Source organism: Edaphobacter sp. (genome assembly GCF_035532915.1).
Classification (GTDB): Bacteria; Acidobacteriota; Terriglobia; order Terriglobales; family Acidobacteriaceae; genus Edaphobacter.
Genome location: NZ_DATKQC010000465.1, coordinates 1 through 23,104, shown reverse-complemented (window position 1 = coordinate 23,104; position 23,104 = coordinate 1). Strand labels below are relative to the sequence as shown.

The 23,104-nt window shown below is 57.1% G+C and carries 19 protein-coding genes; 12 read left to right on the top strand and 7 right to left on the bottom strand.

The window, feature by feature from the left end; translation table 11 throughout:
• The 9 genes from VMU57_RS21800 to VMU57_RS21760 all read left to right on the top strand — a co-directional run.
• Positions 1 to 2,002 (top strand): polysaccharide biosynthesis/export family protein (locus VMU57_RS21800; protein ID WP_325387291.1); only part of this gene is annotated, 2,002 nt, incomplete at its 5' end.
• A 12-nt stretch (positions 2,003 to 2,014) separates the two neighbouring features.
• A complete protein-coding gene (locus tag VMU57_RS21795; protein WP_325387289.1) occupies positions 2,015 to 3,265 on the top strand; it encodes a GumC family protein in 1,251 nt (416 codons plus the stop codon).
• A gap of 88 nt (positions 3,266 to 3,353) precedes the next feature.
• On the top strand, positions 3,354 to 4,679 hold the full coding sequence (locus VMU57_RS21790; protein WP_325387287.1) for an O-antigen ligase family protein: 1,326 nt from the start codon (positions 3,354 to 3,356) through the stop codon (positions 4,677 to 4,679).
• 37 nt (positions 4,680 to 4,716) lie between these two features.
• Positions 4,717 to 5,835 carry a dTDP-glucose 4,6-dehydratase gene (rfbB, locus tag VMU57_RS21785; protein WP_325387286.1) on the top strand — a complete coding sequence of 373 codons (1,119 nt, stop codon included), beginning with the start codon at positions 4,717 to 4,719 and terminating at the stop codon, positions 5,833 to 5,835.
• Positions 5,832 to 6,707 (top strand): glucose-1-phosphate thymidylyltransferase RfbA, encoded by an 876-nt coding sequence (gene rfbA / locus VMU57_RS21780; RefSeq protein ID WP_325387285.1) that lies wholly within the window; start codon positions 5,832 to 5,834, stop codon positions 6,705 to 6,707. Before rfbB ends, rfbA begins: the two co-directional genes overlap by 4 nt.
• Positions 6,707 to 7,642, top strand: coding sequence for a dTDP-4-dehydrorhamnose reductase (gene rfbD, locus VMU57_RS21775; RefSeq protein WP_325387283.1), 936 nt, complete (start codon positions 6,707 to 6,709; stop codon positions 7,640 to 7,642). Before rfbA ends, rfbD begins: the two co-directional genes overlap by 1 nt.
• A gap of 125 nt (positions 7,643 to 7,767) precedes the next feature.
• Positions 7,768 to 8,985, top strand: coding sequence for a group 1 glycosyl transferase (locus tag VMU57_RS21770; protein WP_325387281.1), 1,218 nt, complete (start codon positions 7,768 to 7,770; stop codon positions 8,983 to 8,985).
• Between the two features lie 4 nt (positions 8,986 to 8,989).
• On the top strand, positions 8,990 to 10,063 hold the full coding sequence (locus VMU57_RS21765; protein WP_325387280.1) for a glycosyltransferase family 9 protein: 1,074 nt from the start codon (positions 8,990 to 8,992) through the stop codon (positions 10,061 to 10,063).
• Positions 10,060 to 10,608 (top strand): HAD family hydrolase, encoded by a 549-nt coding sequence (locus tag VMU57_RS21760; RefSeq protein WP_325387278.1) that lies wholly within the window; start codon positions 10,060 to 10,062, stop codon positions 10,606 to 10,608. The genes VMU57_RS21765 and VMU57_RS21760 overlap by 4 nt, the downstream gene beginning before the upstream one ends.
• A gap of 14 nt (positions 10,609 to 10,622) precedes the next feature.
• Here the strand turns inward: VMU57_RS21760 and VMU57_RS21755 are convergent, their stop codons facing one another.
• The 6 genes from VMU57_RS21755 to VMU57_RS21730 form a co-directional block, all read right to left on the bottom strand.
• Positions 10,623 to 11,348 carry a polysaccharide deacetylase family protein gene (locus VMU57_RS21755; RefSeq protein ID WP_325387276.1) on the bottom strand — a complete coding sequence of 242 codons (726 nt, stop codon included), beginning with the start codon at positions 11,346 to 11,348 and terminating at the stop codon, positions 10,623 to 10,625.
• Positions 11,349 to 11,386: 38 nt separating this feature from the next.
• Positions 11,387 to 11,869, bottom strand: a complete 483-nt coding sequence (locus VMU57_RS21750; protein WP_325387275.1) for a peroxiredoxin — start codon at positions 11,867 to 11,869, stop codon at positions 11,387 to 11,389.
• Between the two features lie 57 nt (positions 11,870 to 11,926).
• Complete coding sequence (locus VMU57_RS21745; protein ID WP_325387273.1) at positions 11,927 to 12,928, bottom strand: ACP S-malonyltransferase; 1,002 nt, start codon at positions 12,926 to 12,928, stop codon at positions 11,927 to 11,929.
• 129 nt (positions 12,929 to 13,057) lie between these two features.
• Positions 13,058 to 13,327 (bottom strand): hypothetical protein, encoded by a 270-nt coding sequence (locus tag VMU57_RS21740; protein ID WP_325387272.1) that lies wholly within the window; start codon positions 13,325 to 13,327, stop codon positions 13,058 to 13,060.
• A 66-nt stretch (positions 13,328 to 13,393) separates the two neighbouring features.
• Positions 13,394 to 14,041 (bottom strand): DUF4230 domain-containing protein, encoded by a 648-nt coding sequence (locus VMU57_RS21735; protein ID WP_325387270.1) that lies wholly within the window; start codon positions 14,039 to 14,041, stop codon positions 13,394 to 13,396.
• 54 nt (positions 14,042 to 14,095) lie between these two features.
• Positions 14,096 to 17,200 (bottom strand): glycoside hydrolase family 2 protein, encoded by a 3,105-nt coding sequence (locus VMU57_RS21730; protein ID WP_325387269.1) that lies wholly within the window; start codon positions 17,198 to 17,200, stop codon positions 14,096 to 14,098.
• A gap of 195 nt (positions 17,201 to 17,395) precedes the next feature.
• Between VMU57_RS21730 and VMU57_RS21725 the strand changes: the two genes are divergently transcribed.
• Positions 17,396 to 18,868 (top strand): metallophosphoesterase, encoded by a 1,473-nt coding sequence (locus VMU57_RS21725; RefSeq protein ID WP_325387268.1) that lies wholly within the window; start codon positions 17,396 to 17,398, stop codon positions 18,866 to 18,868.
• A 59-nt stretch (positions 18,869 to 18,927) separates the two neighbouring features.
• On the opposite strand, the gene VMU57_RS21720 is transcribed toward VMU57_RS21725, so the two are convergent.
• Positions 18,928 to 20,571 carry a CTP synthase gene (locus VMU57_RS21720; protein WP_325387266.1) on the bottom strand — a complete coding sequence of 548 codons (1,644 nt, stop codon included), beginning with the start codon at positions 20,569 to 20,571 and terminating at the stop codon, positions 18,928 to 18,930.
• A 181-nt stretch (positions 20,572 to 20,752) separates the two neighbouring features.
• Between VMU57_RS21720 and VMU57_RS21715 the strand changes: the two genes are divergently transcribed.
• Both VMU57_RS21715 and VMU57_RS21710 read left to right on the top strand, forming a co-directional pair.
• Positions 20,753 to 22,591 carry a hypothetical protein gene (locus tag VMU57_RS21715; protein ID WP_325387265.1) on the top strand — a complete coding sequence of 613 codons (1,839 nt, stop codon included), beginning with the start codon at positions 20,753 to 20,755 and terminating at the stop codon, positions 22,589 to 22,591.
• A gap of 32 nt (positions 22,592 to 22,623) precedes the next feature.
• A complete protein-coding gene (locus tag VMU57_RS21710; protein ID WP_325387264.1) occupies positions 22,624 to 23,091 on the top strand; it encodes a YraN family protein in 468 nt (155 codons plus the stop codon).
• Positions 23,092 to 23,104: the final 13 nt, after the last annotated feature.

The following is a 23,104-nucleotide window of genomic DNA, read 5'->3' as shown; positions in this document are numbered from 1 at the left end:
CGTGGTGGGCGAGGCCAGCATGCCCGGCAGCTACACGCTTGGTTCGCTGAGTACCCTGCTGAATGCTCTGTTTTACGCGGGGGGACCGAAGCCTCAGGGAAGCTTGCGAGACATTCAACTCAAGCGCGGCGGCAAAACTATCGATCATTTCGATCTTTATGATGTATTGCTGCATGGCGATAAGAGCAATGATGTGCAGCTTGCCTCAGGGGATGTCATCTTCATTCCTCCTGTTGGCAAGCAGGTCGCCGTCGTCGGCAGTGTTAATAATCCCGCCATTTATGAGCTGCGAAATGAGACCACGATTGAGCAGGTTCTTCAACTCGCCGGTGGTCGAACAAGTATTGCAGTGAACTCCAAGGCACGAGTAGAACGCATCTACGACCACGCCGTGCGCAGCGTGATGGAAGTGAATCTGTCGCAGCCCAGCTCGTTTCAGGTGCAGGATGGCGATATTGTTACCGTCAATGCCATCATCGATCGCTTTAAGGACGCTGTGACCTTGCGTGGCAATGTAGCCAATCCCGGGCGGTATGCCTGGCATCCGGGGATGCGGGTGAGTGATCTCATCCCGAATAAAGATGCCCTGATTACCAGAAGCTACTGGCAGCATAAAAATGATCTAGGGCACATGACCATGAACTACGAGCCCGAGCCGGAACGAAACGCTCAGGGCGTACTTCAGCGGGCAAATCCGTACAATGCAACGATGCGAAATGCCCCCACTCAAAGTGCGAATGGCACCGGGGCGCAGCAGTCGAACGGAACGCAAAATCAGGCTGCGGCCAATCAAGCTCAATATGGGACGGAACCGGAGCAGTACGGTGTTGCACAGGATCAACTTGATGCTGCTCCTTACGCTGCAGTCCAGGACCAATACGGTGCTTCTTCGAATCAAGCGCCACCGTCCAGTACCCAGTCATCGTCTACATCCACTCCATCCCAGCCTGGCACCGTGCCCCAGGGTTCAGCGGACACTAGTGCCGGAGGAAATTCGGTTGGAGCGGCACTCACGGGGAGTGTTGGACGGTTTCCCATCAAGACGAGCGTAGTTTTGATCGCTCCTGATATTAATTGGAGCTATGCCGTCATTGAACGTCAAAATGCGGAGACGCTAAAAACTTCGTTGCTTCCGTTCAACCTTGGCAAAGTCATCCTTGACGGCGATCAGTCGCAAAATCTGGAACTCCTTCCCGGCGACGTGGTGACCATCTTCTCCACGGCAGACATTAGAGTGCCGATCTCACAGCAGACTAGATTTGTCCGTCTCGAAGGCGAATTCGCAGGCTCCGGAGTTTATAGCGTGAAGCCCGGAGAGACCTTGAGGCAGCTGCTGGTGCGGGCAGGAGGCTTTACGCCCGACGCATACCTCTACGCTTCCGAATTTACAAGGCAATCTACCCGCCGGGTTCAACAGCAACGACTCAACGAGTATGCAGACCAATTGGAGATACAGGCTGCTGCTGCAACCGCTGCTGGAAACGCGGCGGCAGTCAATGCACAGGATGCGGCTGCGGCGACAGCAGCTGCATCGAGTGCGCAGGCCTCGATTGCTCAACTGAGACGCGCCAGGCCCAATGGCAGAATTGTGCTTCAGTTGAAGCCCGACAGCCGCGGAATCGATAGCGTTCCAGATCTCGAGCTTGAGGATGGAGATCAGTTTGTGGTTCCGAAGGTCCCAGCGACCGTCAGCGTAGAAGGTGAAGTTTATAGTGCGAACGCTTTCATCTTCAAACGCGGAGAGCGCACAATCGACTACCTTAAGGAAGCGGGCGGTCCTGACCGGCAGGCAGACATGAAGCACGCGTTTGTGCTTCGTGCCGACGGCTCTGTTTATAGCCAACAGTACGGGAATATCAAGCACGCTACGATCTTTCCCGGCGACACGATCGTAATTCCGCCACAGCTTCAGAAACTATCGATCATGCGTGAGTTGATTGATATCGGAACAATTGTGAGCCAGTTCGGTATAGGGATAGCGGCCATCAATCTATTGAAATAACAGAGCGGAATTATGCATGAATTGGATTCAGAAGCGACGATGATCCCAGACGTTGAAAATAGCGATATGCCCAAAGCAGGAATCAAACCGCGATCTGAAATAGATCTATTTGTCGCAGCACTTTTGCTTCGTAAGCATCTCAGTCGCAATCTTCTTTTTGCTGTGGCTGGATTTCTATTGATGTTGGTGTTGATGCTTACAGCCAAAGTAGAATATTCGGCGACTGCAGTCCTGCTTGTCCCGCAAAATAGTCCTTCGGCGTCTTCGTTAGCATTACAAATGGCAACGGGGGGGGCAGGAATGGGGGCATTGGGCCTACTGGGTGGTGGCGGCCAATATCAAGTCTACGAGGATATATTACGCAGCCGGACAGTCGCCGATCGGTTGATTGAGCAATTCCATTTGAAGGACCTTTATCGGGTGAAAGATAGAGAAGCTGCTGAAAAGGTATTGGCCTCACGAACCAAATTGGTTAGCGAGAAAGAGGGAATGATACGCGTAACCGTGGAAGACACAGACCCCAAACGTGCAGCCAATATAGCAAACGCCTATCTCTCTGAGTTGGATCGGATGAATCAGGATTTGGCTATTACATCCGCTGGTCAACAACGGGAATATTTTGAGCGTGAAATGGTGAAGGAGAAGAACGCGCTTGAAGACGCTGAGGTCGATTTAAAACGGACGCAGGAGCAGGCTGGCGTTCTGATCCCTCAAAGCCAGGCGTTGGCACATTTGTCTGCGATAGAACAGACCAGAGCTGAGATTCGTTTTCGACAAGTTGAATTAGCTTCACTCATGCAGGGGGCAACAGGTGAGAACCCGAGCGTCGTGCAACTGAGGTCCGAGATTGATGGTCTGGAAGGCCAGCTGAATGCGATGGAAAAAGGCGGAGGAGGACCTGCAGCGGGGACACCCACATCGAAGGTCCCTGAGATTTCACTCGAATATCTGAGAAAAGCTCGCGAGGTAAAATTTCACGAAACACTCTTTGAAATGTTGGCAAGGCAATTTGAGCTTGCGAAGCAGGAAGAGGGTAAGACTGTTTCAATGATCCAGGTGCTCGACAAGGCGATTCCTCCCAGTCATAAATCATGGCCCCCCAGAACCCTCTTCTGCATCTTGGGACTATTGGGTGGAGCATTTATTGGGGCCGCATATACGTTCATCGAGGAATTTTTTGAGAGAGTAATGCAAAATCCCGATAACAAAAGGAAATATCGCACGATTTTTAGTATGAAAGATCCTCTATCAAATATTGAATAATCTGCATTCAATATCGCGGGATCGTTCTTCGTACGACGGTGCAGCGCATTCGACGCAAGTAAAAGTGAGACATGCAGGGTGTGCTTAGATGAAACTCATTCACCGATTATTTACAATCTGCCTTTTTACCGCCTCATTCGATATATTCTTAGCCTTCAAGTTAGGCGGTACAGTTCGGATCGCCCAACTGATCATGGTCCTGGTTTGCTTTGGAGCTTTGGCTAAAGCTGCACAAGAAGGACGAATATGGTGGCCGCGGGGCGGGTGGTGGCTCGCTCTTTGGTGCTTCGTCCAGGTCCTGTTCTTACCTCTTAGTGTTGATTTCGGATTCAGCCTTGGCTATCTTTTATTTTTGCTGTTTACCGCGGCGGGCTTTTACGCAGTTGCACATTTGTATGCCAGAAGTTGTTATATTGAGCCGCTAATGAAGGCATATCTCTGTTCTTATGTGTTTGTCGCGGCATTTGGGATCTTTCAATTGGTGTCCCCTATATTGCACCTTGGAGATTTTTTAGTAGTTCAATGGATTGTCGGGAAACGGTGGCCGAGAATCAACGGGTTCTCCTATGAGCCCTCCTATTTTGCAACCTATTTAATCATGGGCTGGATTGCGTTGGTGGATCTGAGATATTCAAAAGCTCATTTGACCGCCGCGCGTAAATGGTTTTGGTTGACGATTTTTGTGGGTGCCGTACTTTTCTTATCTACAAGCAAGACCGGGTGGATATTCATGGCGGTGGAAGGGGTCGTCAGGGCGGTTCCATACGTGATTCGATGGGGAAGAAGAATGGGAACGCGATTAAGCGCAGGGTCTCTCATCTTTACGCTTCCACGATGGAAACTGGTGGTCTTGTCGGTGACCGGATCAATCCTGCTGCTAGCCGGCGTCGTTGCTTTGGGTTTGGCGGTAAATCTGAACATATTATTGTCGGGTACGGGGCTGAATCACACTGCTTCTCATTCGGTGAGTGACCGGTACGATGGTTTTATTGAGACCGTTCAGGTCTTCGAAGAACATCCGTTTTTGGGCAGGAGCCTCGGCGGCGTGTCGAGTAGAATTGCCCAACTACATGGGGTTCCAAATGACGGGAAAACTTATTTGGGCTTTCCCGTCATCATGGATCTATTAGCTGCAAGCGGTTTGATCGGGATTATTCCGTTTCTAATGTTCATTTGGGTCAACAGCTTTGGCATGTTTGGTCTGATCCGAAAAAGATGGCCTGATGAAAGAGCAAAATGGTTGCGAGCTCTTGTCAGGGCTCTATTCTACGAAAGCTTTATGCTGCTCGCGGATCAGAATGTTTTGCGGCTGTATGTATGGTTTCATCTCTCGATCATTGCAGCGGTTGCATTGCATTTGCGTTATGAGGATCAAGATTGCAACCGCGAAAAGCCATTAATGCTTGCAGTATAAAAAACTGCCATAGAATCGCAGATATAAAAGGAAAGCAATGAACAATTGTCTTCTCGTGACGGGTGGCGCCGGCTTCATCGGTTCAAATTTCGTACTGGACTGGTTGTCCAGCAGTCGCGGGCCAGTAGTGAATCTAGATAAGTTGACCTACGCCGGAAACCCGGAAAATCTGGCTTCCGTAGCAAACGATCCGGCTTATACGTTCGCGCACGGTGATATCTGCGATGCGAAGCTGGTGGCTCGGTTACTGGCCCAGCATAGGCCGCAGGCAGTGGTTCACTTTGCTGCCGAAAGTCACGTTGACCGTTCCATCGCCGGGCCAGAAGCCTTCCTGAGGACGAACATCGATGGCACATTTACGCTTTTACAGGCAGCGCGTGAATACTATGGAACTTTGACTGGCTCCGAGCGGGAACGGTTCCGCTTCCTTCATGTGTCGACCGATGAAGTCTACGGAACGCTCAGGCCGAACGACCCTGCGTTCCATGAAGAGACTCCTTATTCCCCGAACAGTCCCTATGCTGCTTCCAAAGCGGCAAGTGACCACCTGGCGCGTGCCTGGGTCCACACCTATGGCCTGCCGGCGATTATTACAAACTGCTCCAATAACTATGGGCCGTATCAATTTCCTGAGAAGCTCATTCCGCTCATGATTGCGAATGCCCTCCAGGGGAAACCGCTTCCCATCTACGGCGATGGTCAGCAGGTAAGAGACTGGCTCTATGTGCTGGATCATTGCCGGGCTCTTCGGGCGGTTCTCGAGCAAGGCCGCGTGGGAGAGACATACAACGTCGGTGGAGGGAACCAGCGCAGCAATCTGGAGGTTGTCACGACGCTCTGCGCTTTGCTGGATGAGTTGGTGCCCGAGTCAAAGTTCAAGCCACATTTTCAGCTGGTAAAGTATGTAGCCGACCGGCCCGGACACGATCGACGTTATGCCATTGATGCAAGGAAGTTGGAGACTGAACTTGGCTGGCGCGCTGAGGAAAGTTTTGAGACCGGGCTCAGAAAGACGGTGGAATGGTATTTGGCAAACTCTGCGTGGGTGGAGAGTGTGACCAGTGGAGCCTATCAGCAATGGGTCACACAGAACTATGGCAGCCGGGATCTCGCCGAGGCTCCAGCGTCCGAAGCAATGGCAAAGGAGGCTTTGTGAAGGGGATTATTCTTGCTGGAGGTTCCGGCACCAGATTGCATCCAGTCACGCAGGTGATCTCAAAGCAGCTTTTGCCGGTTTACGACAAGCCGATGATCTACTACCCGTTATCGGTGTTGATGCTCGCAGGGATTCGCGAGATCTTGCTCATCTCAACTCCAGAAGATACGCCGCGCTTCACCCAATTGTTGGGATCGGGAGAACAGTGGGGTATTCAAATCGAATACGCCGTGCAGCCATCGCCCGATGGATTGGCACAGGCATTTTTGATCGGGAAGGAGTTCCTTGCGGGTGACGGATGCTGCCTTGTGTTGGGGGACAATATCTTTTATGGACACGACTTTGCTACGACACTACAGCAAGCGGCTGCAGGCGGACCTGGTGCAACTGTGTTTGCCTATCCCGTACTGGATCCAGAGCGGTATGGCGTTGTGGAGTTCGATAAAGAGGGTCGAGCCATCTCGCTTGAGGAGAAGCCGCTCAAGCCGAAGTCTCGCTATGCCGTGACAGGAATCTATTTTTACGATGAGCAGGTAGTTGGCGTGGCAGAGGGCCTTAAACCTTCTCCGCGTGGCGAGCTTGAGATTACGGATGTTAACCGATGGTATTTAGAGCGGGGACAGCTGCGAACTGAGCTGCTGGGTCGCGGAATGGCGTGGCTGGACACCGGCACGCACGATTCGTTGTTAGAAGCAGCGACATTTATCCATACAATCGAGCAGCGTCAGGGCCTGAAGGTGGCATGTCCGGAAGAGATCGCCTATCGGCTCGGTTATATCGATGCAGAACAGATGAAGGCGCTCGCCGCGAAGATCGCGAAGAGCACCTATGGGCAGTACTTGCTGCGGCTACTCGAGGAGACGGTGTATTGATGCAGGCCGAGGCAGGGTCTCCGCTACGCGGGCCGATTCTTGTTACGGGCGCAACCGGACAGGTAGGCGGCCAATTAGTAGAGACGCTTGCGCCGTTGGGCGAGGTGATTGCCCCGGGGCGAGCTCAACTGGATCTCGCCAGTGCTGAGAGTATTCGTAGCGTAATTCGAGCAGTACGCCCGCGATGGATTGTGAATCCTGCGGCATACACCGCGGTGGACAAAGCGGAGAGTGAGCCAAAGCTCGCCTACGCCATCAATGCTGAAGCTGTGGGCGTACTAAGCGAGGAAGCCCGGAAGATTGGTGCAGCAGTGATCCACTTTTCGACCGATTATGTCTTCGATGGAAAAGGTTCTTCTCCTTACGTGGAGACGGATGTGGCAGCGCCGACGAGCGTATACGGAGCAAGCAAGCTGGCGGGAGAGCGAGCATTGGCAGAGAGCGGCGCCTCTCACATGATTTTTCGCACGAGTTGGGTGTACGGAGCAAAAGGAAAGAACTTTCTGCTGACGATTTTGAAATTAGCACGCGAGAAGGAGACCCTGCGTGTGGTTGCGGATCAGCACGGCGCGCCGACCTGGAGCCGCGATCTAGCGGAGATGACGGCACACGTGATCCGGCGCTGTGAGGATGCGTCTGGTCAGCATCGCGAGAAGCTACCCGAGGCAGTCGCGTCGTTGGGAGGCATTTATCATGCGGCAGGTTCAGGCGAGACCACCTGGTATGAATTTGCTCGAGAAGCGGTCCTGCTGCAACAGAGGCGTGAGCCTGGAAAGCAATTCGCGGAACTCTTGCTTATCTCGACTGCCGAATACCCTACCCCGGCACGCCGTCCAGCAAATTCGCGCTTGGATTGCAGCAAGTTACAAGAGCGCCTCGGATGGCGAATGATGGACTGGCGCGAGTCTTTGCAGAAGGTGTTGACCGAGTTTTAGGGCGAAAACGGCAGATCTGAAATGTGTTCGTTAATGGCATGGACGGCACTTCAGAGTGCGGGTCGGACAGATATTCTATCTACTTTCTTGTATCCTTCAGAGATGACTGAGATGGAGTGTGCAGCTTGAACGGAGCCTGCACGATTGTTTCACCGAATTATCTGGCGTACGCACGAACGGTCTCTGCCTCTTACCTGAAGCAGCATCCAGAGCATCGCTTTTTTATTTTAATCGTGGCGGATCTCTCGCTGGAAGATCGAAAGGTCTTCGAAGGGGAGGAATTTACCCCTGTAATGCTGATGGAGATCGGGCTTACCGATGTTCGTGGCGAAGCGATGAAGTACGACATCCTTGAGCTAAATACGAACGTGAAACCCACATTCATGAAGTATCTTATCCAGACATTCGATCTGGAGAGGCTGATCTATCTTGATCCGGATATCTTTGTGTACAGTCCGCTAACGCCGGTGTTTGAAGCGCTTGATGGCGGAGCAGTTGCCGTTCTGACTCCGCATATGACTACTCCTGTGGAGGATGACAGGTTTCCAGGCGAGCAGGAGATGCTCTACAACGGGACGTACAATCTTGGTTTTATCGCAGTAAGGCGGTGCGAGGAAGCTTGGCGGCTGCTTAGCTGGTGGGAACGGAGATGCCTTGACCTCGGGTTTAGTGAAGGCCGCACAGGATTGTTTGTCGACCAGAAGTGGATGAACCTCGCCCCTGGAATGTTTGATCAGGTAAAGATCCTTCGGCATCTGGGATGCAATATGGCTTACTGGAATCTGCAGGAGCGGACGCTGGTGGAAGATGCAGGGAACTATGTCGTGAATGGTTTGGCCAGACTATGTTTTTTCCATTTCAGCGGTATCGTGCCGGACGATCCAGCGATGCTGTCGAAAAACACCAACCGGTACACTCTCGCGGATCGTCCTGACCTGGGGAGGCTATTTAGAGAATATAAGTCCGCCGTGCTGGCGAACAAAGATGGTGTACGAGAGGGAATGGCTTACGGGTTTGATCGCATGTCGGATGGCACTGTAATAACGCGGCTGGCGCGTCGAATCTATGCCAAGCATCAGGCCCGATGGGCTGGTCAGGATCCCTTCGACGCAACAGGAGATTTTGCCGCTTTCGCGAAAAAGCTTGGGCTCGTTACAGGCAAAGCCGCTCCTGGAAAAGCTACCTGGAAAGAGTTCGACCCCAAAGATCGACGCGTTGCAATGGTGCATCTCCTGTTGAAGATCGCTCTCCGAATACTTGGCCCGAATCGCTATGAGTTGCTGATGCGATACCTGTCCCATATTGCGGTGCTTCGGAACCAGAGCATCTTTCTAAAGGATTAAGGCAATGGCCAAAGTGCTGATTGTGAAGTTCGGAGCCATCGGTGATGTCATCATGGCGCTTCCGGCCGTCCGCGCTTTGTATGAACGTCAGGGTGGCGAAAGCCGGATCGACTGGGTGTGCGGGCCCGCGGTGGCTCCGTTGCTTGCATGCTATCCGTGGATTCGGGCCATCGTGGTCGATGACCACGCCATCTTGAAGGGATCCGCAACTGAGCGGCTGCGTGCATTGTTAGCCTTATGGAAGTCGGTCGGTCTAGCGAAGTATCAGATTTGCGCAACGCTTTATTACGATGCGCGATATCGGATCGTCACACTCCCGGTAAGAGCGCAGAGAAAGCTGATGTTGTCGTGGACCGACCGGAACAGAATGCTTTTGCCGGGGCGGCATCATACGGATGAGTATGCACGGATTCTGCTCGGTCTGGAGGACGGCGAGCGCCCGTTGGGACTGGCTCCGGTGAGGCCTGAGAACCTGCCGTTGTCTCCGCTGATTCGGACGGATACGCGCCCGCGGGTAGTACTGGCTCCGGCGGGAGCCAAAAATATGATGCGTGACGATGCGCTAAGGCGCTGGCCGGTCGAGAATTACACTGGCTTGGCATCGGTTCTCATCGAGCGCGGTGCGGAAGTAGTGCTTGCTGGCGGCCCGGGAGACATGTGGGCGGTGCCTTTCTTTGACGGCATGGCAGTCACCAATCTGATAGGAAAACTGGAGCTGCCGGAGATGCTTGCGTTGCTGGATGACAGCGATGTGATGGTGACGCACGATACCGGGCCCTTGCATATGGCTGGAGTTACGGGAGTAGGCATTGTGAGTATCTTTGGGCCGACCGATCCCAGAGGCAGATTGCCGCAGCGGGCGAATACCGTCGCGTTGTGGGGTGGTGAGGGATTTGCGTGCAGACCTTGCTACGACGGGCGGGATTTTGCTCCATGCCTGCACAATGGATGTATGAGGCAGGTCTCGGTGGAGATGGTGGTCCGCGAGGTGTACGAAGTGATGGAGCAGCGACGATCAGAACGCTCGATGCCGCCGCGAGTCGTGGCTCCGGCGAGTACGGTGGTGGCAGAGCTATGAGTGGACGGGCGTTGTTTCTTGATCGGGATGGGGTGATCAACCACGAGGTGGGCTATCTGCACCGGGTTGAGGATGTGCGTTTTGTCGACGGAATCTTCTCTCTTTGCCGGACGGCGGCTGGGCTGGGCTACCGGCTCATTGTGGTGACAAACCAGGCCGGGATCGCGCGAGGCTTCTACTCCGAGGCGGACTTCGACGCCTTAATGATTTGGATCAAAGGCGCATTTCGAGCCGAAGGGGTGGAACTGGATGCGGTGTATCACTGTCCCTTTCATCCTGAACACGGAGTCGGGAAGTACAAGCGGGATCATGAAGATCGCAAGCCGGGAACCGGGATGTTGCGACGCGGCGTGCGAGAGTTTGGAGTGGAGCTTGGCGACAGCGTAATGGTGGGCGACCGGTGCAGCGATATAGCAGCGGCGAATGCGGCGGGATTGCGGCAGGTATTTTTGATCAGCGGGACCGAGACCGAAGCGTGTGGCGGCGAATATCTTGCCGTAGATCAATTGACCGAGGTAGAAGAATGGTTGGCCCAGCGCGGCTGAAGCTCGCTGGGACCTCAGATCCAGTCAGCGACCGTGACGAACCGCATCCCTGTTGATTTGTATTGCTGCAGTAGACGGTCGGTGGCTTCGACGGAGGGCATGCGAGGCTGGCCGATTCCCAGGTGCCCCCCATCGTGGAGCAGAACGTTTGAGGCGCGCTTACGGCTCCGATTGCGCTCGATGCCGCGCGTGATATTGCCTAGGATCTCGTCGGCGGGAATAGGGTTCCAGTCGAATGCGGTGATGTTCCACTGAACAGCGGTGAGGCCCAGTTCGCGGGCGGTCTGCAAGACGACCGGGCGGCGGGCTCCGTGAGGAGCGCGAAAGAAGTGGACCGGCGCTCCCAGCGCATCTTCGAGCACGGCATTGCAGCCCGCCAGTTCTTCGCGAATGCGCGCCGCTGACTGCCACGAAAGCCAGGGATGGGTCATCGTGTGGTTGCCGATTACATGGCCCGCGGCGGCGATTGACCGCACCAGCGCCGGACGCTGGCGGACGAAGCCGCCGATAAGAAAAAATGTGGCATGGACCTCATGACGGGCGAGAACTTCGAGCAGCCGTTCGGTGGCCGCGTCATTGGGCCCATCATCGTAGGTAAGTGCAATCTCGTCCGGATTGGAGCCTGCGACCAGCACCCGGCCGAACAGTTGGGACTGCGGCCAAAGGGCGGCGTAAGCGGCGGCTCCTGCAACGGCAGCGGTGGTGAAAGCGGCAGCGGCGGCCAGTTGGATTGATGTCATCTTCCGTCCTCTCTCCTGCCCAGGCGCGGTGTGCCGGCTCAGGCGTGGGTCGGAGTGGCGTGGAGAATCTCGAGCACCTCTTCGGCGTGGTTCTCGGGATTTACCTTGGGGAAGATGTGCAACAGGCGCTGGCCTGAGCCGGTGTCGGGACTGATGATGAAGGTAGTTCTCTCAACCCCCTTGACCAGCTTTCCGTACATGCTCTTGGGCCGGAGCAGGTCGTAGCGCTTGATCAGCGTCATCTCAGGATCGGCCAAAAGATCATAGGGGAGGTTGTACTTGCGCTGGAAGTTCTTCTGCGCCTTGGGGGTGTCGCGCGAGACGCCGAGGACAACCACTCCGGCCTGCTGAAGCTTCTGGAAAGCGTCGCGGAAGCCGCAGGCCTCGATCGTACAGCCGGAAGTATTGGCGCGCGGATAGAAAAAGAGTACGACCGGTTTGTCGGCGAAATCGGTGAGATTGACCGTCTCCTCGTCCTGGTTTTGGAGGGTAAAGTTTTCGACTACATCATTGATCTGCATTGCGATCCTCTGGCGAATTTAGTGAACAGCTCATAGTCTCTTGTGCTGCAAATACATTTATGAAGCGATCAGGACATCAATGGTCTTTTCGAGCGACTCTGAGTTCTCAACATGGAGCGTGCTTTGGCTGCGGTCGATCTGGCGCATAAGGCCGGTGAGCACCTTACCGGGGCCGACCTCGATGAAGCGTGTAACACCCTGAGCAATAAGGAGTTGGATGCATTCGACCCAGCGGACTGGGGCCGTGACCTGGCGGACCAGGCAGTCGCGGGCTTCGGCGCGGCGAGCAATCAGCCGGGCGTCGACGTTGCAGGCGACGGGGAACTGCGGATCGTTGAACACGAGGGCTTCAAGATCAATGGCCAGGGCCTTCTGGGCGGGCTCCATCAGTGCGCAATGAAAGGGTGCGCTGACGGCCAGCATGACGGTGCGTTTGGCCCCAGCCTGCTTGCATAGGTCGGCCACCCGATGAACAGCCGCCGATGCGCCCGAGATCACGGTCTGATCGGGAGAGTTGAGGTTCGCCGGGGAGACGACGGCGCTATTGGGAGAAAATGCCTGCGCCTGGGGGCTGGTGATGTTCGCGGTGGGCAGAGGCGTCATGTCGTCGGAGACCTGGGCGCAGATGTCGTTGATCAGGTCCGCCGAGAGGCCGAGGATAGCGGCCATCGCGCCTTCACCCGCAGGGACGGCCTGCTGCATGTAGCGGCCACGATTGCGGACGGTGCGGACGGCGTCGGCAAAGGAGAGCGTACCGGCAGCGACGTGGGCGGAGTACTCGCCGAGGGAGTGGCCGGCGGCAAACGCTGGAACGATGCCTTTGTCGGCAAGGATGCGGGCGGCAGCGACGGAGACGGTGAGAATGGCGGGCTGGGTGTGCTCTGTGAGCTTGAGCTGCTCCTCCGGACCTTCGAAGATGAGCTTGGAGAGAGAGAAGCCGAGGGCTTCATCCGCCTCGTCGAAGATGGCCCGGGCAGCGGGAAAGTTTTCGTAGAAATCTCTGCCCATGCCGACGGATTGAGAACCCTGGCCGGGGAAGAGGAACGCTGATTTAGTCATTGATGTTAATGGTAAATCAATGGCGACGAGCGAGCGCTGGAAAGGTTAGCACTTGTGACGAATACCGCTCATCGGCTTTTGAGCCGTTCAAAAGGAGAAGCGTGGCTGGCTGTCTTGTCTGGAGGAGATTCAGATGCCGAGGCCGAAGTCTACATCTTCTTCATCGCCGGCGTGGGCGTAGAAGTCATACGGCGTACGGTGACTGAACTTGTAGCGTAGCCGGAGTTCACGGCCTACGAACAGGCCCAGAGCCACAGCGCCAAGCCCGGCGGAGATCCAGCCAATGGTCTTGAAGAGGGCTGATTCCGGCTCGATGCCATCGGCGAGATCGCTGCCAAGGGAGGCCGAGATCTCCTCAGAATTCTTTTCGACGCCGCGGGAGTGAGAACAGAACCTCATATTGTGCATGATAGCGCAGGTTCGCGAAGGATGGGATGGGGTTGTTGATCGATTGGATGCCATAGGTCACATTACTTCCACATGACGAAAACCCAGACCATAGAGCAGCGTGGTTACGGTCGCGCAGGCGTTTTTCCGGGCGGCGTCAAGGATGCCGTCGCCGAGAGCGTCTTTCTGCAGCTGGTCCTGAGCGTGAGCGCGGGTTTCGGACTCGAGATTCTGATCCGCTGAGGTAAGCAGGCCGGTGGAGCGCGCGTAAACGCGGGTGTGCTGGTTGTCGATGGTGGTGACGAAGAGCTGGGAGGCGGGAAGGGTAACGCGGATCGACTGGCCGTCGATACGGACGTCCTCGGGACGGAGCTTGGAGAGGTCGATGCCTGCGATGGACTGGCCGTGAACGATCAGCAGGATGCGGTCGCCGCCGAGCAGGTCGGGCAGCACGGCGCTGGACTTCGAGCCTTCAACCACGGTGTCGAGCGAGTAGACGACGGTTTCGAGGCGGTTGAGGCGCTGAATCTTCTGGACGATCGAGGGAACAGAGGTATCGAAGGTGGTCGAGGTGCGGCCAGTCATGGCAGTAGCCACGCGCGAGAGGACGCCGTTGGTAGCGTGCCGCAAAAACAGCACCATCGCTGCCGCTCCCAGCAGTAGCGCGAGAATGAAGGCTATGAAGGCGCCAGAGTGGCTCCGGTGGGGGTCGTATTCGTTCTTCATGGTGAATTGGATGCTGATCGAGGCACGATCAGCACCCAATTCGGCTGGCTAAAACTAGCGTGAAGGAGGAATTGACTGATAGATATCGGCTTCGATGACATTGAGGACGTCTCGATGGTCGTGGCCGACCGGGCCGACCCCCGCTCCGTCATACTTCCCGGTGATCTCTGCGGTGCCTTTGGCCTCGCGGTTGTCGATCGGTGCCCCGGTGAGGGTAATACGGAGATGGCTGCCGCTGATGGAGTGGCCGGAAGCCATCCCGAAGGGAATGGTAACGTAGCCGAGGCTGGTCGGAGTTGTTCCCTGGTACACGACCGTACCGTCCAGGGTGATGCGGAGGGGATAGCGGCGGGTGCGGAAGGCGTTGAGCTTAATTTCCATCTCGGTGGGAGTGGAGGGCTGGGCGAAGGTGTACTCGATCCAGGCGGTGGAGAGACTGCCGTCGTTGGCCCAGGAGGTCTTCTCGTTGTCGTCGTGGCTGAGCATGGCTTTAGCGGGCTCGATTCCGGCGGTCGCACTGGCTACGACGATCGAGCTTCGCGTGGGATGGACGGATGAGCCGGCTGGTGTGGGGCCACGCTCAAGGTTAGAGGGCAGATTGACGGCGGGGTTATAAGTGGAGAGGCCGTGGCTCATCGGAACAGGGTGGGAGACGAGCGAGATACTCGCAGGCGGCAGGCCGGGAGAGGTAGCTTTGAGAATGATGGCCCCGGGGCGAGTTCCAGTGAGAGGTTTGGAGCGAAGGATGACTCGGTTGATACCGTTTTCGACCGGCAGCGTCGTCGCGAGGATGTAGTTGTTGAAGGTGGTCGCATCGACTCCTGTGGGTGGCTGGGCGATGCCGCCGCGCCACTCGGCGGGGCCGGTGAGGGTGAAGCTGACGAGCGGGTTGGCCGTGGGGCAGCGCTGACCGTGGGCATCCACGATTTCTACGTCCACCAGCGCGAGGTCGGAGCCGTCGGCGTGCAGGCCGCCGGGACCGGTGTGCGGTGTCAGGCGGATGGCAGCCGGGGCTCCGGCGGTATGCAGCTTCGTCGAGGCTAAGAGGCGGCCGGAACCATCGTAGGCAATGGCTTCGAGCGTGCCGGGGGCGAAGGCGACGTTAGGGAAGGTGAAAAGGAAGTCGTTGGACTGGCCTGCCGGAATACCGGGCTCTCCGGGGACGCTGGGAGTAGGAGAGACGCCATTGGGCAGGGCGAGCGCCTGATTCGGATTGTTGTCCGAGGCTTTGATGGAGCCGAGAGATTTGCCGTTCAGCTTTAGCTCGACACGAGCGGCTTTGGCGGCGACGACGTAGATGGGCTTGACGGTTCCAGCGGCGTAGTTCCAGTGGCCGAGGATATGGATGGCGGCCTTCTCAGGGTCGTTCCAACCGTTCCACATGACCTGATCGACAAAAAAGCCGTCCTTTGGAATGCGCATCGCATCGGTCGCACCGGAGCGGCGGTAGTTGTTGTCGCCCCGGTGGTGGGTGTTGGAGTCGGAGAAGATGATCTTGACGCCGCCGTCGCTGACACGGTCTCCTGTGCCCGGACGGGCGCGGAAGTAGTCGTCCCAGCGGACAACATTCTCGATAGCCTGCGAGTCCTGGTTGCGGTTGTAAAGAGGCGAATCCTTGTGGAAGGGCGGGGAATCGTCATCCCAGAAGGCGCGGGCGGCCTCGTCACGGGAGTACTCGTGCGCCCAGAGCGGCTTGTAGGAGGATTTATCGATGTAGAGCATCTCGCCGCCGTACTCGGCGACGTGGCTGGCGAGCATCTCTCGGGCACCGATGGCACGACCGCCGTGGGGGTCGTATTTATCGCGGACGGCCTTCATCTCGGCCATGTGGGCGTCGGTGATGGTCTTATTGCCGCACTCGTAGAAGAGGATGCTGGGGTTGTTGCGGTTGTAGATGATGGAGTCGCGCATCAGCTTGACGCGAAGCTCCCAGTGGCGGCCGCTGGAGTCGCCCTCGGAGTCTCCGGCGGGCATCGACTCGATCAGGCCGACGCGGTCAGAGGAGTCGGTGTCCTGACGAGAAGGCGTGACGTGCATCCAGCGCACGACGTTGGCGTTGCCCTCGACCATGAGGCGGTTGGAGAAGTCGCTGAGCCAGGGCGGAAGGTCGATGCCGAGCGCGGGCCACTCATTCGTGGTGCGCTGGCCGTAGCCGTGGACGTCGAGCACACGACCGTTGAGCTTGACGCTGCCTTGATCGAAGGCGGTCTCGCGGAAGCCGGTACGGGTAGTAACGGAGTCAATGACGCGTCCGCCAACGGTGAGCGTGGTGGTGACGGTGTAGAGATAGCCATAGCCCCAACTCCAGAAATGGAGGCCGTGGACGGGAGCGGCGGCGGTCAGGGGCCGGGTCTCGCCGGGAGCGATGGTTGCGGTGGGTCCGGTGAAGGTGGCGACTGTCTTGTGCGCCATGTCCTCGATGCGGACCTCGTAGGCTGCTGTCTGCGGGGCGGTGCCGTCGTTGCGGACCTGGCTTTCGGCGGTAATGATCGCGGAATGGCCAGGAAGATTGAAGTGCGAGGCCCAGATGTAAATGCCCGTGGTTCCCAGCGAAGAGAAAAGAGGAAGCGTCTGGTGCAACGGCGCCATCACGTGCAGCCAGACGTTCTTGCTGATACCGCCGTAGTTGGCGTAGAAGTTGCTGTCGTTCCAGCGGAAGGTGCTGCCGGTGGCGACCTCCTTGTACTTCCAGCTATTGTCGGTGCGGACGGCGATGACGTTGTCTTCCGGCGCGGGCTTCAGGTCGTTGGTGAGGTCGAAGCCGAAGGCGGAGACCCCGTCCTCGTGGCGGCCGAGGAATTTGCCGTTGAGATAGACGTCACCAGCCTGGCGGATACCCTCGAACTCGATGAAAACGCGTTGACCGTGGGCACTGGCGGGGATCTGAAAGTGCTTGCGATACCAGGCTACGCCGGTGGGGAGGTTCTGGATGCTGACTTTGAAGGCGGAGTCTTCGTTCCAGGCGTAGGGCAGCGTGACCGGCTTCCAGTTGGAGTCGTCGAAGGCAGTGGACTGGGCGTTGACGGGGTCGCCGACCGTGACCAGCCATCCGGGGTTGAAGTTATACTTCGCCCGCGACTGGGCAGAGACCGATGAGATTACGCAGAGTAGGAACAGAGTGACGGCGATCCAGTGGGGGACGAAGGACTTCTGCTGCATGGTGCTCCTGAAGGGAAGAAAATTTCGGCGCAGAGAGCGTGGCTCTGTAGGGCCAATCGAAATGGTAGACCGTTCGTAATGTTTTGGGGAATTATTTTCCTATTGATATATAGACGCCCTCATTTGATGAAGGCAGATTCTTCGATTTCCATGAGTTGATATGGTGATACCAGCCGGGAGTGGGTGAGGAGAGAAATGAAGCGAATGGTTGCAAGAGGAACCGCCATTGTTTGCGGCATGCTGGCAATTTGCTGCATCTCCACGTGGACCTTTGCGATCGCCCAATCACGCCGCGCCGAAGCCGGGCATACAGCTTCTGCTCTCCTGCTCAGCGATATTCATTTCGATCCGTTCCATGATCCGAGTAAGGTGGCGCGACTGGCAGCGGCTCCCGCGAGCGAGTGGGAGGCGATTCTTGCAGAGCCAGCCTCGGCAGATCAGCGCGCTGCGTTCGCCGCTTTGCAGCAGCGGTGCAGCGCGCGTGGTGTTGATACCTCTTATGAGTTGTTCCAATCCAGCCTGCATGCGGAGCGGCGCGAGGCGCGGGATGCAAGGTTCATTACCTTGAGCGGCGACCTGGTTGCGCACGGATTTGGTTGCAGGTATGCGGCGCTTCTTCCGGCAAAGACGCCGCGTGACTACGCCAACTTTGCTGCAAAGACGGTGGAATATGTGACGGGCCAGTTGCGCAAGACCTTTCCCGAAGTGCCGGTCTACACGGCGCTGGGCAATAACGACACGGGCTGCGGCGACTATCGGTTAGATGGCGGAAGCGATTTTCTGGCGGCGACGGCGAAGAGCGTAGTTGCCGGATTGCCAGACTCGGCAGACCGGAAGAAGGCGCGGGCGGACTTTACGGCTGCGGGCCACTACACCGTGATGATGGCCGCTCCGATGCGGAATACGCGGATGATCGTGTTGGACGATATCTTCATGTCACAGAAATACGCAACGTGTCGTGGCCAGAAGAGCACCGCTGCTGCTGCGGCGCAGATCGCGTGGTTGCGAAGCCAGCTTGCCGACGCGAGAAGTCGTCATCAGAGGGTCTGGGTGATGGGGCATATTCCGCCGGCCGTCGATATCTATTCGACTTTTACAAAGATGCGGAACGTTTGTGCAAATGAAAAGCCGGAGATGTTTCTTTCTTCGGACCAGTTGGGCGACACTTTGGTGGAAAATGCGGATGTGATTCGCTTGGGCCTCTTCGCGCACACGCACATGGACGAATTGCGGCTGCTAGGGCCGGAGGGCGACGCGAAAGGCGGCGAGGTTGCGATCAAGATGGTCTCGTCTATCTCGCCGGTTAATGGGAACAATCCATCCTTTACCGTGGCACACATCGATACCGCATCCGCTACGATGGCGGACTACCAGGTCTTTGCGGCTTCGAACCTTACCGGAGTGAACGCCTCATGGTCGAAGGAGTATGACTACGCGCGGACGTATCGCAAGCCGGAGTTCACAGCTACGACGGTGAAGGCTTTGATTGCGGAGTTTCGCGCCGATCCGGATGCGAAGACAGACGCGAGCCGATCGTATATCGACAATTTCTTTGTAGGCGACCACTCATCGTTGATCAAGCCGCTCTGGCCGGAGTATGTGTGCGCGTTGTCGCACTACCAGGCCGAAGGATTTGATCGTTGCGTGTGTGCCGCGGCAAATAAATAAACGCAGCAAATAAAAACTGGCCGAATGCGGTATTCCGAAAACATCCGGCCAGCCCAGGTTTACTTGCTCTCAGCAGCGGTTACAGCCTCGCTTGCAACTGGATGGGCAAGGCGATTCCGATAGCTGGCGGCGACGAAGTCGCGGAAGAGCGGGTGCGGCTCCAGCGGCTTCGACTTGAACTCGGGGTGAAACTGGCAGCCGAGGAAGAAGGGATGTCCGGGAATCTCCACGATCTCGACGTAGGTGGCGTCGGGCGTGGTGCCGGTGATGCGCAGGCCAGCCCCGGTGAGCAGCGCTTCGTATTCCCGGTTGAACTCGTAACGGTGGCGGTGGCGCTCTGAGATCTCCGTGGTTCCATAGGCCTGTGCCGCCAATGAGTCGGCCTCCATCACGCAGTCCCATGCGCCGAGACGCATGGTGCCACCCATCTCTTCGACGCCGGTAAGCTCGCGGAGTTTATAGATGATGCGGTGCGGCGTAGCGGGATCGAACTCGCCGGAGTTGGCCTCTTTGAGGCCGCAGACGTTGCGGGCGTACTCGATGCAAGCAGTCTGCATGCCGAGGCAGATGCCGAAATATGGCGTGCCGCTCTCGCGCGCATGGCGAATGGCGTTCAGCATCCCTTCGATGCCGCGCTTGCCGAAGCCGCCGGGGACGAGGATGCCATCGAAGCCCTCAAGCTGCGAGGCGTAATCATCGGTCTCGAGCCCTTCGGCCTCGATCCAAGTCACCCGAAGCTTCAGGTTGTGCGCGAGCGCGCCGTGAACCAACGCTTCTTTCAGCGATTTATAGCTGTCCTCGTACTCAACATACTTGCCGACGATGCCGATGGACACTTCATCCTTAGGGTTGTAGGCGCGGTGGACGATGTCCTGCCACTTGGAGAGGTTCGGCTCCTTGGCCTCGATACGGAGGTACTTCAATGCGAGCGTGTCTACTCCTTCGGCGGCGAAGGTCAGCGGAACCTCATAGATGCTGGCGACGTCGCGTGCGGCAATCACGGCAGGCTCTTCGACGTTGCAGAAGAGGGCAATCTTGCTACGCATCTCGCGGGGAACCGGGCGGTCTGAGCGGCAGAGCAGGATGTCGGGCTGAATTCCGATCGAGAGCATCTCCTTGACGGAGTGCTGCGTGGGCTTGGTCTTGAGCTCCTGCGCGGCGGCGATCCACGGAATCAGTGTGACGTGGACGAAGACGGTGTTGTCGCGGCCAAGGTCCTGGCGCATCTGGCGAATCGCTTCGAGGAAGGGAAGCGATTCGATATCGCCCACCGTTCCGCCGATCTCGACGATGGTCACCTCGGTGTCGGCGGCGACCTTGCGCATGGCGTTCTTGATCTCGTTGGTGACGTGCGGGATGACCTGCACGGTCTTGCCGAGGTAGTCGCCGCGGCGCTCCTTGGTGATGATCTGCTCGTAGATGCGGCCCGTGGTGAGGTTGTTGTCTCGAGTCAGCTTGGCGTGGGTGAAGCGCTCGTAGTGGCCGAGGTCGAGGTCGGTCTCTGCGCCGTCGTCGGTGACAAAGACCTCGCCATGCTGGAAGGGCGACATGGTGCCGGGATCGACATTGAGATAGGGGTCAAACTTCATGAGGTTGACCTTGATGCCGCGGGCCTCAAGAAGGCAGCCGATGGAAGCTGCGGCGAGACCCTTACCAAGGCTGGACACAACTCCGCCGGTAACAAAGATGTACTTTGCTGACATTAATGCGACCTCTTCAATTGTTCGTGATGGGCGTGCTCGGTGTGCACAATCAAGTATCGCAGGGTTGGGGGCATCGAGGCAACTGGGTTATTTTTGTGGGTGTATTACGGCAAAGCGATGACGGGACATACACTGAAGGCATCGCTCGATGAAGAGATTCATAAGAGAGCCGGAGCTAAAGATGAAGTTTTGTAGGTTGCTGCTGGGAGCGTCGATTTTGCTCTTGAATGGGATCGCCGGAGTCGCTCAGGTAGACGTGTTGACGCAGCATAACAACCTTGAGCGTACAGGCGCAAATCTGCAGGAGACCGTCCTGACGCACCAGAACGTCAACGTGAAGCAGTTTGGCATGATCTTCAAGGGGGTGGTGGACGACCAGGTGTATGGCCAGCCGCTCTATGTATCGCACGTCAAGGTAGGAGGCGGCTTTCACGATGTGGTCTATGTGACCACGGTGAACAACAGCGTCTATGCCTTCGACGCCAACGAGGCGAGTGCATCGACTCCAATCTGGCATGTCAATTTTGGTACACCGGCAAATCTGCATGACGCAGACTTCGGCTGCCTGGATATCAACGGGAAGATGGGGATCATCGGAACCCCGGTGATCGACCGGCAGAGCGGCACGCTGTATGTCATCGCTTTGACGCGGGCGGGCGGCGGCTTCATTCAGCGGCTTCATGCGCTGGACATCGCAACCGGAGCGGATATGACGAATAGTCCGGTGACGATCGCTGCAAAGGACTTCGATCCGCTGATGCAGAACCAGCGTCCCGCCCTGTTGCTCTCACGCGGCGTGGTCTATATCGGCTATGCCTCGCACTGCGACAAGGAGCCGTACCACGGCTTCCTGATGGGCTACGATGCGAAGTCGCTGCGCCAGACTGCCGTGCTTAACACCTCCCCCACAGGCTCGGAGGCGAGCATCTGGCAGTCGGGACAGGCTCCGGCCGTAGATGCCGATGGCAATATCTACGTCGTCACAGGCAACGGTTCGTGGGACGGCAAGGTGAACTTCAGCGAGAGCTTTTTGCGGCTCAGTCCGGAATTGAACCTGCTCGACTGGTTCACTCCCACCAATCACGTTGAACTGGATGCAAAGGATCTGGATCTCGACTCCTCCGGCGCCACGCTGATCCCCGGAACCAATCTTGTGTTGGGCGGTGGCAAAGAGGGTGTTCTGTATGTCCTCGACAAGCGCCACCTCGGGCATCTCGGCGATGAGCACGCATTGCAGCACTTTCAGGTCGGCAAATCGCACATGCACAGCTTCGTATATTGGAAGAGCGACAGCAAGGGACCGCTGCTCTACCTGTGGGGGCAGATCGACAGATTAAAAGTCTTCGGGCTGACTGGGGACAAAGTGACAGAGACCCCCTTGATGGAGCGGCCTGAAGTGAATCAGGGGCATCCCGGCGGCATGCTATCGATCTCGGCAAACGGTGGCAAGGAGGGAATCCTATGGGCAGCGATCCATGCGACCGGTGACTCCTGGCACGAGTCGCGCCCGGGAATTCTTCATGCCTACGATGCCGACGACGTGAGCCACGAGCTATGGAACTCGCTCGAAGATGCAAAGCGCGACGATTGCAACAACTACTCTAAGATGGCTCCTCCGACCATCGCCAACGGCAAAGTTTATCTGGCCAGCTTTGGCACGGAAAATGTGGGAACGGGACAGATGTGCGTCTATGGTTTGCTGCCGGATGGGCAAGCTCCCGCAGCTCCCGATGGACTCCAGGCCAAGGTACAGAAAGGTGTGATCTCGCTCTCGTGGGCTGCTGTGCCTGGGGCGAGGACGTATACCGTGAAGAGCCTGGACAGCGCCAACGACGCACCGAGCACGCTCGCCACTGGGTTGGTCTCACCGGGATTTACCGGGATTACGCCCTACAAAGGAACGTCTGTTTACGTCGTTACGGCAGTGAACTCAAATGGCGAGAGCGTTCCCTCCAAGCCCGTCACCGTCGATCTGCAACGCGCTGCGTCCGTTCAGCGAAACCATGGGATGACGCACTGATAAGCGGCACTGATGTTCGAGGGAGACGCGCCATGAGAACGGCTACCAGAATCAATCTGCAGGTATGGGCTCTGCGGCGGATGGACACGCTGAGCAGGCGGCTCAGGCGCACGCCGTCCACAGCAGAGCATCTTGCCACCGGCCTGCGCGGAGAGCGGGAAGCGCTCTTTCATCTGCGGACGCTCGGCTACACGGTTGTGGCGCGGCGATGGAAGAGTACAAAGCTGCGCGGTGACGTCGACCTGATCGGCTGGGACGAGGACCGCCTCTGCTTCATCGAAGTTAAAACTCGAACCGGAAGAGACCCGCTGGCTCCGGCCGAGTCAGCCGTCGATGCCGACAAGCAGGAGATGCTGAGAAAGATGGCGCGAGCCTATCTGCGCAGCTTTCCCGAAAAGTTGAGGCGCGAGGTTCCAGTTCGCTTCGATATCGTTTCGGTGTACTTGCAGCCAGATACAGTTGAGTTCGACGTATACAAAGGAGCATTCGGATGGGAGTGACTTACACGCAGGG

Excerpts from the sequence above, each read along its gene's own strand:
- VMU57_RS21720 (WP_325387266.1), bottom strand. The coding sequence starts at position 20,571 with ATGTCAGCAAAGTACATCTTTGTTACCGGCGGAGTTGTGTCCAGCCTT.
- rfbD (WP_325387283.1), top strand. The coding sequence starts at position 6,707 with ATGCAGGCCGAGGCAGGGTCTCCGCTACGCGGGCCGATTCTTGTTACG.
- VMU57_RS21760 (WP_325387278.1), top strand. The coding sequence starts at position 10,060 with ATGAGTGGACGGGCGTTGTTTCTTGATCGGGATGGGGTGATCAACCAC.
- VMU57_RS21725 (WP_325387268.1), top strand. The coding sequence starts at position 17,396 with ATGAAGCGAATGGTTGCAAGAGGAACCGCCATTGTTTGCGGCATGCTG.
- VMU57_RS21750 (WP_325387275.1), bottom strand. The coding sequence starts at position 11,869 with ATGCAGATCAATGATGTAGTCGAAAACTTTACCCTCCAAAACCAGGAC.
- VMU57_RS21710 (WP_325387264.1), top strand. The coding sequence starts at position 22,624 with ATGAGAACGGCTACCAGAATCAATCTGCAGGTATGGGCTCTGCGGCGG.
- VMU57_RS21730 (WP_325387269.1), bottom strand. The coding sequence starts at position 17,200 with ATGCAGCAGAAGTCCTTCGTCCCCCACTGGATCGCCGTCACTCTGTTC.
- VMU57_RS21795 (WP_325387289.1), top strand. The coding sequence starts at position 2,015 with ATGCATGAATTGGATTCAGAAGCGACGATGATCCCAGACGTTGAAAAT.
- VMU57_RS21745 (WP_325387273.1), bottom strand. The coding sequence starts at position 12,928 with ATGACTAAATCAGCGTTCCTCTTCCCCGGCCAGGGTTCTCAATCCGTC.
- VMU57_RS21735 (WP_325387270.1), bottom strand. The coding sequence starts at position 14,041 with ATGAAGAACGAATACGACCCCCACCGGAGCCACTCTGGCGCCTTCATA.
- VMU57_RS21715 (WP_325387265.1), top strand. The coding sequence starts at position 20,753 with ATGAAGTTTTGTAGGTTGCTGCTGGGAGCGTCGATTTTGCTCTTGAAT.
- VMU57_RS21740 (WP_325387272.1), bottom strand. The coding sequence starts at position 13,327 with ATGAGGTTCTGTTCTCACTCCCGCGGCGTCGAAAAGAATTCTGAGGAG.
- VMU57_RS21755 (WP_325387276.1), bottom strand. The coding sequence starts at position 11,348 with ATGACATCAATCCAACTGGCCGCCGCTGCCGCTTTCACCACCGCTGCC.
- rfbB (WP_325387286.1), top strand. The coding sequence starts at position 4,717 with ATGAACAATTGTCTTCTCGTGACGGGTGGCGCCGGCTTCATCGGTTCA.
- VMU57_RS21765 (WP_325387280.1), top strand. The coding sequence starts at position 8,990 with ATGGCCAAAGTGCTGATTGTGAAGTTCGGAGCCATCGGTGATGTCATC.
- VMU57_RS21790 (WP_325387287.1), top strand. The coding sequence starts at position 3,354 with ATGAAACTCATTCACCGATTATTTACAATCTGCCTTTTTACCGCCTCA.